The sequence below is a fragment of the Micromonospora sp. NPDC005197 genome (assembly GCF_040608295.1).
Taxonomy (GTDB): domain Bacteria; phylum Actinomycetota; class Actinomycetes; order Mycobacteriales; family Micromonosporaceae; genus Micromonospora.
In genome coordinates this window covers 36,316-58,173 of the sequence record NZ_JBEXHY010000014.1, presented here as the reverse complement: position 1 = coordinate 58,173, position 21,858 = coordinate 36,316, and the positions used below count along the sequence as shown (strand labels likewise).

The window sequence follows — 21,858 nt, the reverse complement described above, 5'->3', positions numbered from 1 at the left end:
CGCGCCGGGCTCAGCGACGGCGCAGGGCCGGGTCGAGCAGGGCGGGCGGGGTGTCGAACTTCTCGTGTGCGGCGAGGTCGACGCCCGGCGCGACGATCGCGTCGATCGCGTCCAGCACGTCGGCGGAGAGCACGGTGTCCGCGGCGGCGAGCTGGGAGTGCAGGTGGTCGATCGTGCGGGGACCGATGATCGCGCTGGTCACGGCCGGGTGCGCGGTGACGAACCCGAGCGCGAGCTGGATCATGGTGAGGCCGGCCTCGTCGGCGACCTTGGCCAGTTGCTCGACGGCGTCCATCCTGGCCTGGTTGGCCGCGAGTGCGGTGTCGAAGCGCTCCGGCAGAAGCGTCGACCGGCTGGTGGTGATCTCCCGGCCCGCCCGGACCGCGCCGGAGAGCCAGCCCGAGGCGAGCGGGCTCCACGCCAGAACGCCGAGGCCGTACTGCTCGGTCACGGGCAGGACGTGGGTCTCGATCCCGCGTTGCAGGATCGAGTAGCTGGGCTGTTCGGTGACGTAGCGGCTCAGGTGGTGCTCCCGCGCGGTCCACTCGGCCTGCACGATGCGGTACGCGGGGAAGGTCGACGAGCCGAAGTAGCGGATCTTTCCGGCCCGCTGCAGGTCGGTCAGCGCCGACAGCGTCTCCTCGTCGCTGGTGGTCGGGTCCCACCGGTGGATCTGGTAGAGGTCGACATGGTCGACGCCGAGGCGGCGCAGGCTGTTGTCCAACTCGGTGACGAGCCAGCGGCGTGAGCTGCCCCGGTGGTCGCGCCTGTCGCCCATCGGCATGCCGGCCTTCGTGGCCAGCACGATGTCGTCGCGGCGGCCGGTGATCGCCCGGCCGACCATCTCCTCCGACTCGCCCTGGCTGTACATGTCGGCGGTGTCGATCAGGTTGACCCCGCCCTCCAGGGCGGCGTCGACGATCGCGGTGACCTCGTCCTGGCTGGTGCGTCCCAGCTTGCCGAAGTTCATGGCGCCCAGCACGAGTGTGCTGACCTGGACGCCGGTGCGACCCAAGGTGCGGTACTGCATGGTTGTTCCTCCGTGCTCAAGGGGCGTGGTTGGCCGTGGCCCACCTGCTCTGGCATCCTGAACAAGTGGAACCATGTTCCGCTAACCAATATACGGAACACTGTTCCGTTTGCCAACAGTGATCATGGGAGGTCGGGCGCAGTGGCCGACATCGACAGCGGATCGACGTCACCGCGACCGCGGAAGCGGGCGGATGCGCGGCGCAACGAGGCGACGCTCCTGGACGCCGCCGCCGCGGCCTTCGTCGCGTCCGGCGTCGACGTGCCCGTTCGCGAGATCGCCGCCACGGCGGGCGTCGGCGTCGGCACGATCTACCGGCACTTCCCGACGCGGGCGGACCTGATCGTGGCCGTCTATCGACACCAGGTCGAGGCCTGTGCCGAGGCCGGGCCGACGCTGCTGGCCGCCAGCGGCACCCGGTACGCCGCCCTCGCGCGGTGGATCGACCTCTTCGTCGACTTCCTGGTCACCAAGCACGGTCTCGCCCAGGCGTTGCAGTCCGACAACGTCGCCTTCCAGGCTCTGCACGGCTACTTCCTCGACCGGTTGGTGCCGGTGTGCGCCCAACTGCTCGACGCGGCCGCGGCGGCGGGCGAGATCCGCACCGACCTGAGCCCCGTCGAGCTGCTGCGCGGCGTCGGCAACCTCTGCATCGGCGCGGGCGACCCCCGCTACGACGCGCGCCGGATGGTGGAGATCCTCATCGCAGGGCTGGGCGTCCGGTAGCCACCGTCGGCACCGTCTCGACGCCGCTGGCAGGCCCCCCTCTGCTGCCTGTAGAGCTGCCCCATGCCTGGGGCGGCTCGCGTCGCCCGGAGATTGGGCGCGCCCCCGCTCGGGGGTCCGCCGCACCGAACTGTCAATGTAATGTTGACGGATGACGACGACGCCGTTGGCCGGCCTGGCTGAGGTGCGCGCTGCTCGTGCCCACCTGGACGAGCGGGAGGCGGAGCTGATCGACCGGGCGCGCCACGACGGCGCGACCTGGGCGCAGGTCGCGACGGCGCTGGGGCTCGGCAGCCGGCAGGCCGCCGAGCAGCGCCGTCAGCGCCTGGCGGCCGCGCGACGTGCTCGGCGACACGACCTCGACCGTGGCTACCCGTCGCAGATCGCGGCGTTGCGGGGCGCGGTGGCCGACCTCGGGCGCTGGATCGCGGCGGACCGGCGGTGGGATTCCCGCTTTCCTCGGGCGGCACTCGTTCGGAGCACAGTGGAGGCCGCCCTGGACGCCGCCCCGGGCTCGCTCTACGCGCTGGCCCTGCACCTCCGCGCCGACCTCGAAGCCGCGGGCGACCGGCGACCGCCACCGGTGCGAGTCATAGCGTCGACGGTGGACACCGTGCTGTCAACGAGCCATTGACATCACCCGACGCCATTGCCTGAGCCTGGCTCAAGAATCAGGATGTGAGTCAACTCGGCTCAACCTGGAGGGCTCATGCGGCGCAACGCGGGTCTGTTCGTGGCGATCTCGCTGCTGTCCGGCTTCGGCAGCAGCGCCATGTCCCTGGTGGCCGGCATCTGGATCCTGGACCTCACCGGCTCCACCGGTCTGGCCGCACTGGCCGGGCTCTGCGTGTACGCCCCGGTGCTCGCCGGCCCGTGGCTGGGCGGCCTGCTCGACCGGGCGCCCCGACGGGCGCTGGTGATCGCCGTCAACCTCCTGCTGGCAGCCGCGCTGCTGGCGCTCCTCGCCGTCCGCGGCCCGGGGCAGACGTGGGTCATCTTCGCCGTCTCGTGCGCCTACGGTGTCAGCTACGTGCTGATCGACGCGGGCGAGACGGCGCTGCTGCCGTCCGCGCTGTCGCCGACGGACCTCGGCGACGTCAACGGGTGGCGGTCGAGCGCGCAGGAGGGCATGAAGCTCGTCGCCCCGCTGGCCGGCGCGGGCCTGTACGCCTGGCACGGCGGCCACGCGGTCGCCGTGCTGAGCGCGGCCATGCCGCTCCTGGTCGCCGTCCTGTACCTGGCGGTGCGCCTGAACCGGACGCCGCCCGAACGGCCGACGCGGCGGCATCGCGGCCTGCGCGCCGGGCTTGCGGTCCTGCTCGGACAGCGGACGATCCGCGTACCGGTCGTGCTCGCGGCCGTGTCGATCGCCATGTCGGGCTTCACGACCGCGGCCGTCTACGCGGCCGTCGTCACGGAACTACGCCTTCCGACCACGTTTCTGGGTGTGCTGGCGAGCGCGCAGGGCGCCGGCTCGATCCTCGGTGGCCTGGTCGTCGGCCGGCTCCTCACCCGACGGGGTCCCGCCGCTGTCGGCGTGGCCGGGGCCGTGCTGTTCGCCGTGGGCTGTCTGGCGCGCTGCCTGCCCTGGTGGCCGGCCACGGTCGCGGGTGCCGTCGTCGCCGGCATCGGGCTGCCGTGGACCCTGGTCGCGGCGGTGACCGCCGTACAGACGCACAGCCCGGCGGCGCTGCTCGGCCGGGTCGCCGCGACGGCCAACACCGCGATGTTCGGCCCGCTCGTCCTGGCGATCCCGCTCGGCTCCGCCGCCGTCCACTTCGGCGGTCGTCCGCCACTGATCGCCGCCGCCGTGCTCTGCCTGACCGCCGCGGCCACCCTGCGCCCGCCCAAGCCACGACAACCCGAAGCGAGCGCCCCGCTCGTGATCGTTGGCAGCTGAGCGGTACGACACGCCGGCCCCACCACTGCTCAGCTGCCAACGATCACTACCGACAGATGGCGCCAAGGGTGCGACGGGCTGCGAGGGACCGAGATCGATCCGTGGCCGTACCGCCGCTCGGGAGGTATCGGCGGTCGTTAACGTTCCGCCATGCGTCCAGCCCTGTCGCCCCACCCTCCGTCGGTTGACCCACCTTCGAAGGCCCAGCGCACCACGTGGATCGTCGTGGCCGCTCTCGTCGTCGCGTGCCTGGGCGCACTGGCCCTGCCGGTTGGCGGCTTCCTGCTGTGGATGTACACCGGGCCGGACGTGGACGAGCCGCGCGCGGCGGCCGACCAGTTCGTCCGTCGACTGGAGAGCAACGACGACGCCGCAGCGCACGAATCCATGTGCCGGAGAATCAGGGAACGGACCGATGTGGCGGCGTTCACCGCGGCGGTGGAGCGCCTCGGCCGGCCCGTGTCGCACACCATGGGTCGGGCCGTCTTCACCAACGAGGCCGGAAACAACGCCTCGGTGACCGTCGAGCTGACCGGCCGGACGGGCCAGACCACGACGCTCGACCTGCGCGTGGAGTCGGAGGTCGGCTGGCAGGTGTGCGACGAGTCCTTCGGCTGAGCGCCGTGTCACTCCTCGGCGAGGTGGTCGGGGGACTCCAGCGCGGCCTTCACGGCCTGGAGGAAGGCGACCGCCTCCCGGCCGTTGACCACCCGGTGGTCGTAGACGGCGCTCAGGTTGACGTAGCGGCGCGTCACGACCTGGCCGTCCGCGTCCAGCGCCAGCTCGTCCTGGGTGCCGCCGATTGCCACCACGCAGGTCTGACCGGGAAAGACGATCGGCCCGGCGAGCACCACGTCGGGGTCGGTGTGCAGGGAGACGACGATGGTGCCGCCGGCCAGCTCGCCGGCCCGGAAACCCTCACCGCCGGCCCGGGAGCGGAAGTCCATCAGCGTCTCGGCGATCTCCGCGCAGGTCAGCTCCTCCACGTCGCGGACCACCGGGATGAACAGCCCCGTGCCGACGTCGATGGTGACGCCGACGTGGGCCGCCTCGGCCAGTCGTACGCTGCTGCCGTCGCCGGGTGCGGCGAAGAGCAACGGGTGGTCCTCGCGCAACCCACCGATGGCCTTGACCAGCAGCTCCGGCAGGCCGACCAGGGTGCGGGTGGCGCGGGTGAGCTGCCGGGCCACCGCGAGGGCGGCGTCGGCGCGGACCTTGATGACGGCGAGCGCCGCCGGCACCTCGCGGTGGGACTCGGTGACCACGGCGGCCACGGCGCGCTGCGCGCGGGAGAGCGCGTGCACCGGGCGCGGATCGTCCGGCTCCGGGCCGTCGCCGGCCGCCAGCGCGGCGGCCGCGGCCACCACCACCGGCTCGGTCGCGGCCGCGGGCGCCGCCGACCGGTCGGCCAGCAGGCGTTCCACGTCGGTACGCCGCACGACCGCCTTGCCGAGGCCGCGCAGCTCGTCGTCGCCGAGACCGTGCGCGGCCGCGAGTTCCCGGGCCGAGTCGGTGAGCACCGGTCCGCCGGGGGAGGCGTCCGGCAGGGGTACGACAGCCGGGGCGACCGCCTCGGCGAGGAAGCGTTGCCGGGCCTCTTCGCTGTCGAAGACGTGACCGATGACGTCGCCCGGCGCGCACTCCCGGTTCACCTCGACGAGCCGGTGCAGGACGCCGTCGCCGTCGCTGAGCAGCTCCTCGGCCGCCTTGGAGGTCTCTACTTCGGCGATCGGCTCGCCGGCGCGCACCTGCTCGCCGTTCTCGGCCAGCCAGTCGAGCAGGACGTACGTCGTGTCGTTGTTGTTGAGCTTGGGGACGACCAGGTCAGTCACCACTGACGACCTCCTTCACGGCCTGGCGGATGTCGGTGTCCTGCACCAGCACGGTGCGTTCGAGATGCGCGGCGGTCGGGATGACGCTGTCGGCGGAGTGCACGAGGCGTACCGGCGCGCGCAGCGATCCCCAGAGCCGCCGGTGCACGACCTGCGCCAGCTCGGCGCCCCAGGTGCCGCCGGCGGTGCTCTCCTCGGCCACCACCACCCGGCCGGCCCGCGCGATCGGCGGCAGCAGGGTGTCGGTGTCCAGCGGCCAGAGCCGCGACGGCACCAGCACCTGGCAGACGATGTCGTCGCGCAGCAGCAGCTCCCGGGCCACCGACACCGCCCGGGCGGCCAACCCGCCGGGTACGACCAGCACGCAGTCGACCTGCTCCTCCTCGTCCACCCGGACCCGGGCGACGTCGGCGTCCGGGCCGATCAGGTCGTAGCGGAACAGCTCGTCCACCACGCCGTCGGCGTACATGCGGGTGGTGTAGAGGACCTTGTCCTCGAAGAGCAGACCCGGCCGGCCGGTGGCGAGCATGCCCGCGAGCACCGCCCGGTTGTCGTGGAACGGCGACACCTCGTGCACGCTCAGGCCGGGGACGCCGATGAAGTGCTTCAGCGGGCTCTGGCTGTGCGTCGGGCCGTACCCCCGGTTGCCGCCGGTGGGGCAGCGCACCACCAGCCGCATCGGCACCCGCCGGCCGTACATGGCGGTGGACTTGCTGGCGAAGTTGAGGATCTGGTCGAACGCCAGCGCCACGAAGTCACTGAACATGATCTCGACGATCGCGCTCTGCCCGGCCAGGGCCAGCCCGCCGGCCACGCCGACGATGCCGCCCTCGCTCAACGGGGTGGACAGCACCCGCTCCGGCCAGCGCGTCGACAGTCCCCGGGTCACCTTGAACGCCCCGCCGTACGGGTCGACGAGGTCCTCCCCGAGCACGGTCAGCGCGGGGTCGTCGGCCAGCAGCGCGTGCAACGCCTGGTTGAGGTTCTCCACCACCCGCTCAGCCACGGTCGGCCTCCGCCCAGCGGCTCGCCGGTCGGCCGGCGACGTCGGCGACCACCTGCGCCACGTACGCCCGTTGTCGCTCGTCGTGCGCGCCGAACTGCTTCGGGTACGCCTGCGCGTAGCGGGCGTACCAGTCGTGCGCCCGCGCGTGCGCGATCTCCTCCGGGCGGCGGCTGTCGTCGCCCTTGCTGTGCGGTCCCACCCGGTGCGTGAGCAGTTCCACCACGTACGGCGTGGACCGCTCGCGGACCCGGCGCAGCACCGGCGTCAGCGCGGCCCGGACCACCTCGGTGTCGGTGGAGGTCACCCGCAGGTGGTCCACCCCGAACGCCCGCGCCCGCCCGCAGATGCTGCCGGCGAGCTGCGCGTCGGTGGGCGTGGACTGGGCGATGCCGTTGTTCTCGACCACCAGCAGCAGCGGCAGCCCCCACAGCGCGGCCATGTTCAACGCCTCGTAGACGGCGCCCTCGCCCCAGGTGCCGTCACCCAGGTAGACAAGCGCCAGTCGGCCCGGCTCGGTGCGCTTGAGGTGCAGCGCCACCCCGGCGGCCACCGGCACGCTCTCGCCCTGCACCCCGGTCGACAGGTAGCGGTCCCGCAGGATGTGCTGGCTGCCGCCGACGCCCTGGCACACCGCGCCCTCGCGGCCCATCACCTCGGCCAGCAGGCCGTGCGGGTCGGCGAACCGGGCCAGGTAGTGCCCGTGACCCCGGTGGTTGCTGAACACGAAGTCGCCGTCGGTGAGCAGCGGGCGCAGCGCCACTGGCACGTACTCCTGGCCCAGGCAGGTGTGGGTGGTGCCGTGCAGCTCGCCCCGGCCGAACATGTCCAGCAGGGCCAGCTCGAAGTGCCGGATCAGCAGCAACAGGTCCAGGTCGGCGTCGGCGAGCCGGGTCGGCGCGATCGGCGGCGCCTCGGTGCGGGTGGCGGTCACCGGGATGCCCCGTCCAGCTCGCCGGCGACCAGGTCGACCAGTTCGCCGACCGCGCTCACCGCCAGGTACGCCCGCAGGTCCAGGCGTACGCCGAGGTCGTCCTCCAGCGCGGAGAGCAGACGCAGCGCCTCCAGGCTGGTCCAGTTGGCCAGCGACGCGAACCGGACGTCGGGCGAGATCTCCTCGGCCGGTACGTCCGCGACCTGCTCGATGAGGCCCGCGACGGTGGTGAACAGGTCAGGCACGGATGTCTCCCTCCTCCAGGGCGATCCACGCCGGCAGCAGCCGGGGCGGGGGATGCAGCGGCAACACGTGCCGGGTGGTGCCGTCGTCGACGGATGCCACGGTGAAGCCCGCGGCGGGCCAGACGGCCCCGCCGGGCTTGTTGCGGGCGGTGGGCCGGAACAGGGCCTCCAGCCGGGTCGCGCCGGCGGCTCGGGCCAGCTCCGCCACCCGGTGCAGCGCCGCCTGCTCGACACCCCGGGAGAAGACCCGGCAGCTGAGCACGAAGTTCTCGATCACCCAGGCGTCCGGGTCATTCCGGTCCAGCCACAGGCCGCCCACCAGCCCCTCGGCGCCGAACCGGTCGGTCACCTCGACGGTGAGCACCAGGTGGTCGGGGGAGTCGGCGCGCGCCCGGGTCTGCGCCTCGGTGTGCGCGCGCTCGGTCATGGTGAACTGGTTGGTGCGCAGCCCGAGCTGCGCGAGCCGGGGCAGGCTGTGCTCGTCGACCTCCCGGACGGTGACGCGCAACGTCAGCTCGTGCAGATAGTCGGCCGCCGAGTCGAACGTGGCGGCGAAGCGCTCCCGCCCGGCGCGGGCCCGGTACAGCTCGGTGCGTTCCCGGTCGGTGGCGCCGGTGGCCAGCACGGTGAAGTGCCCCTCGGTGAGCAGCCGGTTGGGAAAGCCCGCCGGGTCGCCGGCCAACTCCACCACCCGTACGGTCGGCAGTTCGCGGCGTACCAGCTCGCACTCGAACGGGCTGTCGTCGGCGAACACGACGGCGTCCAGGCCCAGGTTGAGGGTGGTGGCGAGCTGGCGCAGGTTCTCGTCCTTGCGTCCCCAGTTCACCGCCTGGGCGACGAAGTCGTCGGAGCGCAGCAGCAGGTCCGGATGCTGCGTGAACGCCTCCGCCACCAGCTCGGGGTCGTTCTTGCTGCACACCGCGAGCAGCACGCCCTGCCGGCGCAGCGCCAACGCGCGACGCTGCACGTCCCGGTGGCAGTTGCCCGGATAGTCGGTGCCCAGCCGGATGCCGGTGAGCCCGTCGTCGCCGAGCACGCCCGCCCAGAGGGTGTTGTCCAGGTCCAGCGCGAGCACCTTCGCCGCCCGGCCGAGGACCGCGCGGCAGAAGGTGGCGGCCTCGTGCGCGTACCGGCGCTCCACCGTGGGCGTCCACGCCATGCTGGCGAACCGGTACAGGCGCTCGTCGCGCACCGGGCCGTCGTGGTCCACCAGCAGCGTCTCCAGATCCAGGGTGTACGTCGTGTCCCGCCCGCCCAGCTCCAACAGCTGGGAGTTCAGCTCCCGCCAGATTCGGCCCAGCTCGGCCCGGCCCCGGAAGCTGACCAGGCCGCGGTGCTCCAACGGCGACAGCGGCACGGTGTGCAGCAGCACCGCGCCCTCGTTGCGCGCCGCGTACCCGCGCAGCGCGGCGGCGAGCACGCCGGCCCGTTCGCCCAGCACGTCGGCGAGGCCGGCCAGGTCGCCGGGGTCCCACTCGGCGGGCAGGAACCAGCCGTCGTGCAGCAGGCAGAGCGTGACGTCCGGCCGGAACTCGGCGAGCGTCGAGCGCGGGTCGCTGAGGTCGAGCACGAGCTGGTCGAAGCCGGAGACGTGGATCTCGGCGGCGATGCCGATCCGCAGCAGCGCCACCCGCAGCAGCGGTTCCAGCGTGCCCGGCGTGAACGTGCCGGTGACCGCGACCCGCAGCGGGCGAAGCGGGAAGTCGGGGCTGGCCAGCTTCTCGACGGGCACGTCGGCGAGCAGCCGACCGGCGGACGCGACGGTGGTGACCGCCGCGTCGTCCAGGTGGACCAGGCCGGGCGCCAGCTCCGGGTCGGCGGCCGCGTCGGGTCGGCGCAGCCGGCGGATCCGGTGCAGGACCTCCTCGACTCTCATGTTCGGTGTTCCTTCCCGTCGGTGTGGTGCGGCCGGTCAGACCCGCAGCAGGGTGCAGACCCAGTGCATGCCGCTGCCGGTGCTGGTCAGCGCGACCAGGTCGCCGTCGGTCAGCTCGCCGCTGTCGAGGTGGCGTTCCAGGCCGATGAGCTGGTCGGCGCAGCCGATGTGACCGTGGGCGAGGGCCAGCTCGACGTTCGTCCGCTCCAGCTCGACGCCGAGGTCCTTGGCCAGCTCGGCGAACTGCCGGGCGTTGTCGTGGAAGTGCACGAACCGGTGGACGTCGGCCAGCGTCACGCCCGCCCGGGCGCACGCCGTCTCCACCACCTGCCGGTTGCGCTCCCGGATCGTCGCGACGAACCGGAACATCCGGCGTACGTCCCCGGCGAAGAACTCGTTGAGCCGGTCGGCCGGGTCACCGACGCGGGGGGTGCCGCCGTCCGCGGTGAACGGCTGCGCCGCGCCACCGACGGGCATGCGCATGAAGCCCGCGTACCGGCCGTCGGTGATGGTCTCGGTGGCCAGCCAGCGGCACCGGTCGTGGTCGCGCACCAGCACGGCCGCCGCCGCTCCGTCGGAGAAGACGCTTGTGTTCACCTCCATCCGGTTCCAGTACGGCTCGCACACCCGGTTCGCGCCGATCAGCAGCGCCGTCCGGTACTCGGGGTGGGTGGCGAACCGCCCGGCCACCGTGTCGAACGCGGCCACCCCACCGCCGCACGCCTGGTTGAGCAGCACCGCCTCGGCCCGGTGCGCGCCGAGGCGGGCCTGGGTGTGCGCGGCCGGATCCCAGTAGAGGTACTCGGCCAGGTCGGGGATGGCCAGCACCACCAGGTCCACGTCGGCGGCGTTCAGCCCGGCCCGGTCCAGGGCCGTGCCGCCGGCCACGACCGCCAGGTCGGTCACCCCGACGCCGGGGCCGGCCCGGTGGAACGCCCGGTACTCCCAGGACCGCAACCGGTCCAGATCCTGGGTGTACGCGGCCGCGGCAGCCGCCACGTCGACCGGCTCGCCGAGGACGTGGGCCAGCGCGGCCACCCCGACGCCGACCGGCGGCCCGCTCATCGCCGTACCGCCGTGGCTGTCGGCGGTGTCGATGCGGTCGCTGTCGGCGGTGTCGATGCTGTCGCCGACGGCGGCGTCGGGTTGTCGTCGGACGCGTGGGCGGCGCGCAGCCGGACCCGGGGGTCGGCGGGCGCGACACCGTCCAACTCGGACAGGAAGCGCCGAGCCGTGCCGTTGCGGCCCGTGTCGGTCCAGCGGACCAGCACCTCGCCGGCGCCGGCCGCGCCCGCCCGCCGAGTCACCTCCCGCAGCACGGCCGCCTCGACGCCCTTACCGAGCACCGGGCAGGAGAGGGAGAAGACGTCGACGGTCCAGCGGCCCGCGGTCCGGTCCAGCGCGACGAGGCCCGAGGTGCCGTAGTCGCCGAGCCGGTCGCGTACCCGGATCGCCAGCAGGTCGGCGGCCCGCTCGGCCAGCGCGGCGGCCGGTGGGGCGGGGGCGAGGGCGAAGTCGTGCGCCCGGGCGACGACCTCGGCGACCTCGGCGACGCTGTCGGCGGCCACCGGCCGGTAGTCGACGTGGACGTCCAGGCCGGCCACGAAGTCGTCCAGGGACAGCTCGGTGGGCGCGACGGCAGGCCGGGACGTGCCGCCGGTCCACCGTCGGGCCGGGAGCCGGTCGGTCAGCCCCGCCGCCCGTAGCTCGTCCGACCAGAGCGCGGGATCGGACCCGAGCGGGACGTGTCGCGGCGGCGCCTGCGCCGGGCCGGTGCCCGCCAGCACGAGCTGGGCCGGCGCGACGTCCAGCTCGTCGGCGATCTCGGCGAGCTGGTCGGCCAGGGGCCGCTCGTCGGTGACCCAGCCGTCCAGCACCGCCAACAGGTCGGTGGCGTCGGCGCTCGACCACCAGTCGGCGCCGGTGGCCCGCAGCGCCACGCGTACGCCGGCGGCGCGCAGCTCGCGCAGCGCCGGCAGCAGGTGCGCCGCCCCGGTCAGCCCGTCGCCGTCGAGCACCAGCGCTCGGCAGCCCGCGCCGAACCCGGCGGCCACCAGCGCGGCGGCGGTGGCGCCGAGCCGCGCGAAGACCTCCTCGGTGTACGGCACCTTCGCGAAGCGGAACAGCGCCGGGTGGTACGCCCGCTCGTCGCCGACGGCGCGGACCGCCTCGTCGGCGTCGACGAGCAGCACCCGCGGATCGCCGGCCAGCCGGTCGCGCAGCCGTTGCCGGATGACGGTGGCGCTGGCGGTCACCCCGTCGGCGTGCATCGCGTCGGCCGGCCCGTACGGGCGGGAGGCGGGGACGGCCGGCAGGACGTACACCAGCAGGGCCCCGTGCCGGCGCGCGGCGGTGACTGCCGCCTCGGCCCCGGCCAGCAGCTCCGCCGCCCACGCGTCGCCGCTCGGACCGGGGTCGCCGGCCTCTTCCAGGCGCTGCGCCACCACCAGCACGTCGGGTCGCGCCTCGGCGAGGAAGCCGTCGGTGGCGAGACACTGCTGCACGACCTGCTGGAACGGGCCGACGGCGAGCGTGGCCGGCAGCCCGGTGTCGTGCAGGGCCAGCCCCAGGTACGGCACCAGCGGATCCACCGTGTAGCTGGCCAGCAGCGCGACGCGCAGCGCCGGCGTCGGCCGCTGACGGGTGAGCGCCTGCCAGCGGGTGCGTCGGGAGAACAGGTCGGCGCTCATCGGGTCTCCGTGCCCTTGGCGCGCAGCACGGTGCGCAGCTCGCCGACGCTGCGCACGTCGCGGATCTCCTCGAAGGCGAAGGACAGCCCGTAGACCTCCTCCAGAGTCACCACCAGTTGCAGGTGCCGCAGGCTGGTCCAGGTGCCGATGGTCTGCGGCCCGGACTCGTCGGTCACCTCGGCCGGGTCGACCTCCAGGACCCCGGCCACCACCTCGGTCAGAGTCACTTCGCCACCACCGCGCGGTCGTCGGTCAGCTCGTCGGTGCCGCTCGGCGATGGCAGCGGGGCCGGCGGGTCGGTCGGCTCGTCGTAGTCGGGCAGGTCGACCTCCATCCGGCGGATGCTCGGCGAGGCGAACCCGGCCGCCGCGACGCCGATGCCGAACAGGCCGACGATCACGAAGATCAGGCCCATCCCCGCGCCGGGTCCGCTGCCGACCAGCCACCCGAAGTACGGGACCCCGGGCCCGCCGTCGCGCATCATCGGCTCGAACCAGCGGTCCGCGGCGATACCGGCCAGGGCGGTGCCGCCGGGGTACGCGAGGTCCTCGATGAACTGGCGGGCGGCGAAGACCCGGCCCTGGTGCGACGGCTCGACCTTCTCCTGCCACACCGACTGGGCGTACCCGTCGATGAAGGGGATGGACAGGTGCAGGAAGAGCAGGGCGACCGACCAGACGATGATGCTGTCCCCGACGCCGTAGACGATCCGGCCGAGGACGCTGAAGACCAGGATGGCGATGAGCATCCGGCGGATCTTGTGGCGGGTGTTGGGCAGCAGCCCGAGCAGGAGCGCGCCGGCCACACCGCCCACCGCGCCGATGGTCTGCACCAGGCCGACCGCGTTGGTGCTGCTGTCGGTGCGGGCCAGGATCTGCGGCACCAGCAGGGCGAAGCCGACCGCGGCGAGCACGTTGATGGCGAACATGATCGCTTCCAGCCCGGTGAACGCCCGACTGGCCAGGATGTAGCGGAAGCCGTAGATCGTGTCGTACCAGAAGCCGCCCTCGTCCTGCTGCGTCGAGCGGGGCCTGGGTGGGAGCTGCACCAGCAGCACCGCGCCGATCGCCACCAGGTAGGACAGCGCGTCGATGAGCAGGATGACCTTGATGTCCATCAGGCCGAGCAGCGCGGCGGCGAAGCCGGGGGCGAAGATCACCGGGATGGTCCGGACCGCGAACATCATCGCGTTGGCCCTCGGGTACTGGCCCTTCTCCATCATCACGGTGATGGTCGCCTGGTACGCCGGCAGCTGGAATGCGAGGAACGCGCCGGTGACCAGGTTGACCAGGTACAGGTGCCACACCTCGACCGAGCCGGTGAGGAACAGCAGCAGCACGACGGCAGTGGTGATCGCCGAGCCGACGTCACTGAGCACGATGGTCAGTCGTCGTCCCCACCTGTCGACCAGCGCGCCGGCGATCGGGCTGAAGATCACTGTCGCGCCGAACGCGAACGCCATCAGCATGGTCAGGTCGAAGGCCCGGCCGGTGGCGTCCCACACCCAGATGCTCAGGGCGAAGTTCGTCATCCGGGTGCCGAGCGCCGACAGCAGCTGGCCGAACCAGATCGTGGTGAACCCGGCGAACCGGGACGGGCGTCGGAACGCCATGGGGTCTCCTCCTACTGCCGTGGCGGTTGCCCGTGGTTCCCGACCAGGCGCAGGAGGCTGGTCCGGATGCCGTCGAGCAGGTTCTCAGCGGTCTCCGGCCGGAAGGCCGGAGTGGCGTAGCTCAGATCGACGCGCAGTGCGGGGCCGGTGAGCGACCCCGTCACGTCGAACGGGAAGGGCCAGTGCCCGTCGGGGTCCTCGGTCGGCCCGAACGGCGCCGTGCAGACATCGAGGAGCTGGTTGGCTGGGGCGACGTCGTCGAAGCCGAAGCCGCCCATGTAGTTGACCGCGACCGGCGGCGGCGGTGTCGCGGCCAACCGGGCCCGTACGTCGTCGTCGGGGCAGAGATGGCGCAGCAGCGAGTACCCGATGCCGTTGTCCGGGACCCGGCCGAGCTGGCGGATCACGGAGCGGACCGAGCGCGCCGCATCGGTGGTGGCGGGCAGTTCCAGCCGCAGGGGATAGAGCACCTGGAACCATCCCGTGGTGCGACTGACGTCGACGTCGTCGAAGAGCGGTTCCCGGCCGTGGCCGGTCGTGGCGACGGTGACCGCGCCCCCGGTACGCCCCGCCACGGTGGCCACCACGGCCCAGACGAGCAGGTCCCGCACGCTGGCGCGCAGCCGGCGGGCGACGGCGTGCAGTCCCCGGGTCGCCGCCTCGTCCAGCGTCACGGTGGCCAGGCCCAGGTCACCGAGGCGGAACGGCGCGGCGGTCGGCTCGTCGGCCAGCTGGGCCAGCACACCCTCGTCGGCCTGCGCCAGCCAGAACGGCAACTGCTCGCGCAGCTGCGGCGAGCCCGCGTACTCGGCCAGCCGCCGCGCCCAGGCCCGGTACGACGTGGTCTTCGCGGGCAACGCCGGCTCGACCCCGTGTTCGAGCTGGTCGCAGAGCGTTTCCAGGTCGGCCAGGAGCACGCCCCGGGAGACCGCGTCGACGACGAGGTGGTGGTTGACGAGCAGCAGCCGATCGGGCAGCTCCGGGCCGAGCCGGAAATGCGCCACCCGGGCCAGCGGGCCGGCCGTGAGGTCCAGACCGGTCTGCGCCTCGGCACAGCGGGCCTCGACGGCCGCCTCCCGCTCGTCGACGCCGAGCCCGGTCAGGTCGTGGCTGACGAACGGGACCGCGTCGGCGGGGTCGGCGTGGTGCTGACGCCAGCTCCCGTCCGGCTGGCGGGTCAGGCGAAGCCGCAGGGCGTCGTGCTGGGCCACCAGCCGGCGGACCGCCTCGCGGAGCAGGTCGGCCGGGAGCGGGCGGGCCAGCTGGAGGTAGTAGGGGTGGTTGAACAGGGCGGGCCGGCCCATGGTGGGGGCGACCAGGTCGGTGAACCAGCGCTGCGCGCCGGTCAGCGGGGCGTCGCCGTGCACCGCGCCCTGTTCGGCGTCCAGCGCCACAGTCGTCTCTCCGAGGCTGGCGGCCAGCTCGGCGACGGTGGGGTGGCGGACGAGCTGTCGCGGGGTGATGTGGATGCCGGCCGCCGCGCAGCGGGCGACGAGCTGCATCGCGAGCAGCGAGTCACCGCCGACGGCGAAGAAGTCGTCGTTGATGCCGAGCTGGTTGGTGCGCAGCAGCTCCGACCAGATCGCCACGAGCTGACGTTCCCGGTCGGTGCGCGGCGCGGCGGCGGCCCGGTCGGCCGAGCGCCGGTACCCGTCGGTGACCGCGCCGCGCAGCGCCGCCGCGTCGCTCAGCTCGGTGGCCACCTCGGCGAGCAGGCCGGCGGGAATCCGGTCGACCGGCGCGTCGGCGGCCCGGGAGACGTCCGCGTCGAGCGACCAGAGGCCACGCAGCACGTCCACGGGCCCGTTCGCGGGGTCGACGGGCAGCGCCGGGGCGTCCGGCGGCGCGGGTTCGGTGGCCGGGTGCAGGACCAGCGTGGCGGCGTCGGTGGGCGGGGTCGGGGCGTACCCGATGATCCCGGCGGTGACCAGCGCGGACAGCTCCGCGCCCTGCGGCGTGGTGGTGAGCAGCACCTCGCGCCCGGACCGGGCCTGGGCCGCGAGCAGCCGGGCCAGCTCCGCCTGCCGGTGCGCCGGCCCGGCCGGTACGACCAGCCGGCTCAGGGCCGGGTGCCGGACCGCCCGCCGCACCACAACTGTCGCGGCGACCGCCGCCAGCTCCGGCGACCAGGCGTCGCCGGCGAACAGCTCCGGCACCCCGTAGCGTCGCGCCCACGCCTCGACCGCGACGACGTCGACGTCGGGCCGGGCCTCGGCCAGCCGCGCGGTCAGCTCCGCGAAGAACGCGCTCCACGGCGACGTCCGGTACGGCGGCGACGGCGGGCACACCACGAGCGTTAGCGCCGCCGCGCTGTGCCCCCGGTGGACGTCCAGTGCCGCCAGCAGCTCGGTGTGGAAGTCGCGCAGCCCGACGATGCCCGCCCCCAGCGGACCGGGTGTCCGCCGGTCCTCCCAGCGCAGCACCAGCACGTTGTGGTCCCGTTGCCCGGTCGCCAGGCCGGCGGCCGGATCGCGCAGCAGCCGCAGCAGCGCGCCGGACGGCAGCTGTTCGAGGGCGTGCGGCAGGCCGAGCAGCCCCGTCCAGAAGCGGACGGTCGCCGCCAGCCCCGGCACCTCGACGGTGCCGCCGACGACCAGCCGGGGCGCCGGCGGCGCGAGGCGGCGGGGCGCCGACACGCGCCGTCCCCCGCCGAGCGGGGCGTCCGGCCGACGAACCCCCTCGTCGAGCACCTTCGCGAGCCCGGTCAGCAGCCGGACCATCCGCTCCGGCCCGAACAGGTCGGCCCGGTACGCCAGGTCGGCGTGCAGGTCGTCGCCCTGCCAGGTGACGCTGAGGAAGAGGTCGAAGTCGACACCGACGCTCGGCACCTCGACCGGCGTGGCGGCCAGCCCGGCGAACTCCGGCAGCTCGTCGGCGCCGTCGAGGACGTTGAGCACGCACTGGAACAGCGGGTGGTACGCGGCCTGCCGGGGCAGCCGCAGCGCCTCCACGATGGTCGCGAACGGCAGCCCCTGGTGCCGGTACGCCTCCCGTGCCGTCCGGTACGCCCGGGTCACGAGCTGCCGGAATGTGGGCCGGCCGGCCACGTCCACGCGCAGCGGCAGCAGGTCGGCGAAGCAGCCGATCAGCGAGGCCAGCTCGGCGCGTTCCCGGCCGGCGGTGGGTACGCCGAACACCAGGTCCGGTTGCCCGCTCTCGGTGTGCAGGAGGGCGGCGAAGCCGGCCAGCAGCACAGCGAACGGGGTGACCCCCTCCGCCCGGGCCAGCTCCCGCACCGCCGCACCGAGCCCGGTGCCCAGCCGCTGGGCCTGGTAGCCGGCGACGTCCGAGCGCTCCGCGGGGCGGGGGTGGTCGGTGGGCAGGTCCAGCAGCGGCGGCGCGTCGGCCAGCCGCTCCCGCCAGTACGCCAGGTGCGGCTCGACGGCGGTGGACGCCAACCAGTCGCGTTGGTGTCGGGCGTAGTCGGCGAACTGCACCGGCAGCGGGGGAAGCGGCCGGTCGACGCCGGTGGCGTGGTGGGCGTACCGGGCGGCGAGGTCGTCGAGCAGGATGCTCCACGAGGTGTTGTCGCAGACGATGTGGTGCATGCCGAGCAGCAGGTGCCAGCGCTGCTCGGGCAGCCGCAGCAGGCGGGCCCGCACCAGCGGGCCGGCGGCCAGGTCGTACCGGTGCGCGGCCAGCTCGGCGGCCGCCCGGCGCAGCGCCCGGGCCTGCTTCGCCGCCGGCAGCCCGGTCAGGTCCAGCGTCTCCAGCCACGGGTCGACGTGCGGGCGTACCACGGGTTCCGGTTCGCCGCCCCGGTCGGAGAAGGTCGTCCGCAGCACCTCGTGCCGGGCCAGCACGTCGTCGAACGCCCGGCGTAGCGACGTCTTGTCGAGGTCGCCGCGCAGCTCGACGGCGGCGGTGGTGTTGTGCCGGACGACGTCGTCGCCGAGCTGGTCAAGGGCCCACAGCCGTACCTGCGCCGAGGAGGCCACCGCGGGCGTACCCGGCGGGGCGGGGGTGAGCGGGGCGAGCGCGGTGGCGTCCGGGTCGGCGTCCAGCACGGCGGCGAGCCCGGCCACGGTCGGGTTGGTGAACAGGGTGTAGAGCGACACCTCGCGACCGAACTCGGCCTGCACCTGCGACAGCAGACCGGTGGCGAGCAGCGAGTGCCCACCGAGGTGGAAGAAGTCGCTTGTCACACCGACCTGCTCGACACCGAGCGCGGCGGCCCACAGGCCGGCGAGCCGCTCCTCGGTCGGGGTGCGCGGCGCGACGATCTCGCCGTCGGCCGCCGCGACAACCGCCGGAGCCGGGCGGCTCCGGTCGGCGACCGCCGCGGCCGTGCTCAACTCCTCGACGACGTACGCGGCCCGCTCCGACCCGATCGCCGTGCGCAGCCCACTCGCCCCGGTCGCCGGCACCGGCGCGGGCGGGTCCAGCGGCCAGACGTGGGCGAGCAGCCGGCGCAGCTCGTCCCACCCGGCGGGCACGGCCAGCGCCAGCACGCCCGGGTGCGCCTCACGCAGCGCCGCGACGGCCTGCGGGTCGGTGTCGAGCACCACAGTGGTCGCCGGGTCCGCGTCGGCGAGCGCGGCGGCCGTGTACGCCCGCACCTCGTGACCGGGCAGCGCGCCGACGAGCCGGTCGACCGGCAGCCGTTCGGCGTCGACGAGCACGAGGCGGCGCGGCTGGCCGACGAGCCGCCGCAGCTCCCGCAGCACGATCGTGCCCAGCGCCGCGAAATACTCGCCCGTGTACGGCACGTGGCCCAACTCGTCCGCGCGCTCGTCGCTCACCTCGCTCACCGGGTAGGCGCCGGCTTGGTCGGCTGCCCAGACCGCGTGCACCCCCGGCGTACGGGCGGCCAACGCGGCCAGCCGGTCGTCGAGGCGGCCGGACCGCTCGCCGAGCCGGTCGGCGACGCGCGGCGACGCGGGGCACACCACCAGCAGCAGCGGGGCGTCGGTCCGCCGTCGGTACGCCGCCACCGCCGCGTCGAGGTCGTCCATCGCCGCGTCGAGGGCCGCCTCCGCGCCGGCGTCGTCCTGCCGGCGCAACCAGTCCTCCCACCGCAGCAGGCAGACCGTGGCGTCGGCCGTCGGCCCGGCCAGCAGGTGGGCCACCAGCTGGCCGTACCCGGCCAGCTCCACCGACGCGGGTACGCGCAAAAAGCGCAGCCAGAACTCCACCGGATCGCGCAGCGGGTCCACGGTGAACGTGGCCGCCAGGGCGATGCGGTGGCGGCGCAGCCCGGTCACCTCCGACAGCGGCCGGTCCGGCGCGTCCGCCATGACGCGCAGCAGCTCCGGCAGCCGACCCACAGTCGCGGCGATCGTCTCGTCGAGGTACAGGTCGGCGTTGAAGTCGACCGCGCCGTCGATCCGGTCACCGTGCGCGGTCAGGCTGACGAACAGGTCGAAGTCGGTGAGGCCACTCTCGGCGGGCACCGGCCGGAAGGTGACCCCGGCGGCCTGCCGCTGCTCCACGCCGCCGTCGGTCATGGTCGCCAGCACCTGGAACAGCGGGTTCACGCTCGGATCGCGGACCGGGCGGACCTCCTCCACCACCCGCGCGTACGGGGCCTCCTGATGGGCGTACGCCTCGCTGACCGTGCGGTGCACCCGGCGGACGAGGTCGCGCACGCTCGGGTCGCCGCCGGTGTCCACCCGCAGCACCAGCATGGTGGCGAAGCAGCCGATCAGCGGTTCCAGGTCGGTGCTCGCCCGGCCGGCGGTGGGCATGCCGAGCAGCAGGTCGTCCTGGCCGGTGGCCTGTCGCAGCAGGGCGGTCAGCCCGGCGAGGACCACGGCGTTGACGGTGGCGCCCGCGCTGCGGGCCAGTCCGGCGAGGGCGGCGGCCACCTCGGCGTCGACGGTGAACGGCAGGCTCCGGCCCCGGTGGGTCTGCACCGGCGGCCGGGGGCGGTCCGGTGACAGCGTCGAGCGGGCCGGCGCCGAGGCGAGCCGCTCCCGCCAGTGCGCCAGGTGACCGGCCAGCTCCCGCTCCGCCTCCGGCCGGCGGCGGGCGGCGACGTGCGCGACGAACCGGGTGGGCAGCGCGGGCAGCCCGGCCGGTACGCCGGCGGCGAACTCGCCGTACCAGCTCACCAACTCCTCGACGAACACGCCGGCCGACCAGGCGTCGAAGACGATGTGGTGCGCGGTCACCAGCAGCAGGTGCTCGTCGGCGGCGAGGGCGAGCAGCCGTACCGCGAGCAGTGGTCCGCTGGTGAGATCGAAGGTGACGGCCGCGTGCGCGGCCACCTCCCGGTCGACCGCCGCCTGCCGCTCCGACTCCGGCAACGCCGTCAGGTCGAGGACCGGAAGCGGCACCTCCAGGGCGTCCGACACCCGCTGGGTGACGACGCCGTCGACGCTCGCGAACACGATCCGCAGCGCGTCGTGCCGGGCCACCACCGCGTCGACCGCCCGGTGCAGCGCCGTGACGTCGAGAGGGCCCGTGATCCGCTCGGCGAAGGGCACGTTGTAGACCGGCGTGCCGGGCTCCAGCCGGTCCAGGAACCAGAGCTGCTCCTGGGTGAAGGAGAGCGGATAGCTGGCCGGTACGCCGCCCGATCGGGGCGTCGGCACGGCGGTGTCGGGTCGGCTGGCGCGGGCCTCGCTGGCGCGGGCCTGGCTGGCGCGGGCCTGGCTGGCGCGGGCCTGGCTGGCACGGCCCTGGCGCAGCCGCAGGGCCAGCAGCTCCCGCTGCTCGGGGGTGAGGTCGGCGAGGTCCGGGTGCAGGTCCTGGGTCATCGGGTGGCCCCTTCGACGTACGCGCGGTCGGCGGCCGGCCCGCCGCCGAGCAGGCGGGACAGCGGGGGAGGGGAGTCGTGCAGGTAGAGGTGACCCCCGGGCACGACGGTCAGCGAGAAACCGGAGTCGGTGCAGGCCGCCCAGCCGGCCACCTCGTCCGGGCTGACCAGGGGGTCGTCGGCCGCCGCCACCGCGTCCACGGGCAGCGGCAGCGGCGGCACGGTCGCCGGCCGGTACGACGCGACGACTGTCAGGTCGGCCCGCACGGTGGGCAGGATCAGCTCCAGCAGGCCGGGGTCGTCGAGCACCTCGTCCGGGATCCCGCCCAGGTCGTGCAGCCACCGGGTCAGCGCCGCGTCGTCGAGGCGGTGCGCCGCGCCCAGCGGTGCCGCGTTGCGCGGCGGACGGGCCGCCGAGACCACCAGACGCTGCGGTACGTGGTCTCGCGCGACCAGGCGGGCGGCCACCTCGTACCCGATCAGGCCGCCCATGCTGTGGCCGAAGATCGCGAACGGCGCCGGCACCCGCTCGACGATCGCCTCGACCAGCGAGGGCACCAGTTCGTCCATCGTGCTCAGTGGCGGGTCGGCCAGCCGGCGCTCACGGCCGGGCAGCTGCGCGGTCCACACCTCCACGTCGTCGCCGAGCAGGGTGGTCCATGGCCGGTACGCGGCAGCTCCGGCACCGGCGTACGGCAGGCACACCAGCCGCAGCCGGGCGGCCGGGCGCGGCGCGACGCAGCTCAACCAGGCTGCGGCGCCGGCCGCTCGGGTGGCGGTCGTCGGCATGGATACGGGTGGTGTCGCCATGCCCGCACACGCTAGGAACGGGCCGTGACAGCGGTCTTAGCGTCGGCTGAGGGTTCGTCGCGGTGTCCGCTGCGCGCGGCCCGAGCGAGCGGTCCGCGCTCTCGGCGAGGACGGCCTCATCCAGCTCGAGCCCGCCGAGGCGACGAGCGGTGGGGATCCTAGAGTGGCCGGCGTGCCGATGAAAACCGCTGCCCTGACGACGACGCTGACGTTTCTCTTCGTCGCTGCGGTCGCCTGTGCGCCCTCGGCCCCTTCGCCGCAGCCCACGAGCGCTGATCTGACGGGAATGTGGTGCGGCTCCTCGGGCAAACCGGATTGATCTGCGCGAGGACGGGTCGGCGCGGCTGGACGCAATCTCGGACGCCTACCTCTTTCACGTCGTCAGGGATCTCCGGGTCACGTAAAGCGACGAGTACATCTGGCGCACCTACTTCGACGGCCGCCGGCCTGCTTCGGCTCAGGGCACGTGGACCTTCAGCGAATACGAGGACGAATACGAC

The 21,858-nt window shown here is 74.0% G+C and carries 16 protein-coding genes; 4 read left to right on the top strand and 12 right to left on the bottom strand.

Annotated elements, in window-relative coordinates:
- Window positions 1-10: 10 nt before the first annotated feature.
- Window positions 11-1,030 (bottom strand): aldo/keto reductase, encoded by a 1,020-nt coding sequence (locus ABZU46_RS08155; RefSeq protein ID WP_354855739.1) that lies wholly within the window; start codon window positions 1,028-1,030, stop codon window positions 11-13.
- A gap of 150 nt (window positions 1,031-1,180) precedes the next feature.
- On the opposite strand from ABZU46_RS08155, the gene ABZU46_RS08150 reads away from it, so the two are divergent.
- The 4 genes from ABZU46_RS08150 (at window position 1,181) to ABZU46_RS08135 (ending at window position 4,274) form a co-directional block, all read left to right on the top strand.
- Entirely contained in the window at window positions 1,181-1,756 is a 576-nt protein-coding gene (locus ABZU46_RS08150; RefSeq protein WP_354855755.1) for a TetR/AcrR family transcriptional regulator, read from the top strand.
- 151 nt (window positions 1,757-1,907) lie between these two features.
- The gene (locus ABZU46_RS08145) at window positions 1,908-2,390 is read left to right on the top strand and encodes a hypothetical protein (protein ID WP_354855738.1); all 483 of its coding nucleotides are present in this window, start codon (window positions 1,908-1,910) and stop codon (window positions 2,388-2,390) included.
- Between the two features lie 75 nt (window positions 2,391-2,465).
- Complete coding sequence (locus ABZU46_RS08140) at window positions 2,466-3,656, top strand: MFS transporter (RefSeq protein ID WP_354855737.1); 1,191 nt, start codon at window positions 2,466-2,468, stop codon at window positions 3,654-3,656.
- Between the two features lie 225 nt (window positions 3,657-3,881).
- Entirely contained in the window at window positions 3,882-4,274 is a 393-nt protein-coding gene (locus tag ABZU46_RS08135) for a hypothetical protein (RefSeq protein WP_354855736.1), read from the top strand.
- Window positions 4,275-4,282: 8 nt separating this feature from the next.
- Here ABZU46_RS08135 and ABZU46_RS08130 read toward each other — a convergent pair whose 3' ends face one another.
- The 11 genes from ABZU46_RS08130 to ABZU46_RS08080 are packed head-to-tail and all read right to left on the bottom strand — an operon-like array spanning window position 4,283 to window position 21,358.
- Complete coding sequence (locus ABZU46_RS08130; RefSeq protein WP_354855735.1) at window positions 4,283-5,488, bottom strand: 2-oxo acid dehydrogenase subunit E2; 1,206 nt, start codon at window positions 5,486-5,488, stop codon at window positions 4,283-4,285.
- Window positions 5,481-6,494 carry a transketolase C-terminal domain-containing protein gene (locus tag ABZU46_RS08125; protein WP_354855734.1) on the bottom strand — a complete coding sequence of 338 codons (1,014 nt, stop codon included), beginning with the start codon at window positions 6,492-6,494 and terminating at the stop codon, window positions 5,481-5,483. The genes ABZU46_RS08130 and ABZU46_RS08125 overlap by 8 nt, the downstream gene beginning before the upstream one ends.
- Window positions 6,487-7,425, bottom strand: a complete 939-nt coding sequence (locus ABZU46_RS08120) for a thiamine pyrophosphate-dependent dehydrogenase E1 component subunit alpha (RefSeq protein WP_354855733.1) — start codon at window positions 7,423-7,425, stop codon at window positions 6,487-6,489. Before ABZU46_RS08120 ends, ABZU46_RS08125 begins: the two co-directional genes overlap by 8 nt.
- Window positions 7,422-7,670 carry an acyl carrier protein gene (locus ABZU46_RS08115; protein ID WP_354855732.1) on the bottom strand — a complete coding sequence of 83 codons (249 nt, stop codon included), beginning with the start codon at window positions 7,668-7,670 and terminating at the stop codon, window positions 7,422-7,424. The genes ABZU46_RS08120 and ABZU46_RS08115 overlap by 4 nt, the downstream gene beginning before the upstream one ends.
- Window positions 7,663-9,546 (bottom strand): HAD-IIIC family phosphatase, encoded by a 1,884-nt coding sequence (locus tag ABZU46_RS08110; RefSeq protein WP_354855731.1) that lies wholly within the window; start codon window positions 9,544-9,546, stop codon window positions 7,663-7,665. Before ABZU46_RS08110 ends, ABZU46_RS08115 begins: the two co-directional genes overlap by 8 nt.
- Window positions 9,547-9,582: 36 nt before the next feature.
- Window positions 9,583-10,611 carry a 3-oxoacyl-[acyl-carrier-protein] synthase III C-terminal domain-containing protein gene (locus ABZU46_RS08105; RefSeq protein ID WP_354855730.1) on the bottom strand — a complete coding sequence of 343 codons (1,029 nt, stop codon included), beginning with the start codon at window positions 10,609-10,611 and terminating at the stop codon, window positions 9,583-9,585.
- Entirely contained in the window at window positions 10,608-12,236 is a 1,629-nt protein-coding gene (locus tag ABZU46_RS08100; protein WP_354855729.1) for a hypothetical protein, read from the bottom strand. The genes ABZU46_RS08105 and ABZU46_RS08100 overlap by 4 nt, the downstream gene beginning before the upstream one ends.
- Window positions 12,233-12,463 carry an acyl carrier protein gene (locus ABZU46_RS08095; RefSeq protein ID WP_234591281.1) on the bottom strand — a complete coding sequence of 77 codons (231 nt, stop codon included), beginning with the start codon at window positions 12,461-12,463 and terminating at the stop codon, window positions 12,233-12,235. Before ABZU46_RS08095 ends, ABZU46_RS08100 begins: the two co-directional genes overlap by 4 nt.
- Window positions 12,460-13,848: an MFS transporter gene (locus ABZU46_RS08090; RefSeq protein WP_354855728.1), complete on the bottom strand. Its 1,389-nt coding sequence runs from the start codon at window positions 13,846-13,848 to the stop codon at window positions 12,460-12,462. Before ABZU46_RS08090 ends, ABZU46_RS08095 begins: the two co-directional genes overlap by 4 nt.
- Window positions 13,849-13,859: 11 nt before the next feature.
- Window positions 13,860-20,549, bottom strand: coding sequence for a condensation domain-containing protein (locus tag ABZU46_RS08085; protein ID WP_354855727.1), 6,690 nt, complete (start codon window positions 20,547-20,549; stop codon window positions 13,860-13,862).
- Entirely contained in the window at window positions 20,546-21,358 is an 813-nt protein-coding gene (locus tag ABZU46_RS08080) for an alpha/beta fold hydrolase (RefSeq protein ID WP_354855726.1), read from the bottom strand. The genes ABZU46_RS08085 and ABZU46_RS08080 overlap by 4 nt, the downstream gene beginning before the upstream one ends.
- Window positions 21,359-21,858 lie beyond the last annotated feature (500 nt).

Coding starts and splice junctions, on each gene's coding strand:
- ABZU46_RS08080 (WP_354855726.1), bottom strand. CDS start 21,358: ATGGCGACACCACCCGTATCCATGCCGACGACCGCCACCCGAGCGGCC.
- ABZU46_RS08155 (WP_354855739.1), bottom strand. CDS start 1,030: ATGCAGTACCGCACCTTGGGTCGCACCGGCGTCCAGGTCAGCACACTC.
- ABZU46_RS08105 (WP_354855730.1), bottom strand. CDS start 10,611: ATGAGCGGGCCGCCGGTCGGCGTCGGGGTGGCCGCGCTGGCCCACGTC.
- ABZU46_RS08140 (WP_354855737.1), top strand. CDS start 2,466: ATGCGGCGCAACGCGGGTCTGTTCGTGGCGATCTCGCTGCTGTCCGGC.
- ABZU46_RS08090 (WP_354855728.1), bottom strand. CDS start 13,848: ATGGCGTTCCGACGCCCGTCCCGGTTCGCCGGGTTCACCACGATCTGG.
- ABZU46_RS08145 (WP_354855738.1), top strand. CDS start 1,908: ATGACGACGACGCCGTTGGCCGGCCTGGCTGAGGTGCGCGCTGCTCGT.
- ABZU46_RS08100 (WP_354855729.1), bottom strand. CDS start 12,236: ATGAGCGCCGACCTGTTCTCCCGACGCACCCGCTGGCAGGCGCTCACC.
- ABZU46_RS08110 (WP_354855731.1), bottom strand. CDS start 9,546: ATGAGAGTCGAGGAGGTCCTGCACCGGATCCGCCGGCTGCGCCGACCC.
- ABZU46_RS08085 (WP_354855727.1), bottom strand. CDS start 20,549: ATGACCCAGGACCTGCACCCGGACCTCGCCGACCTCACCCCCGAGCAG.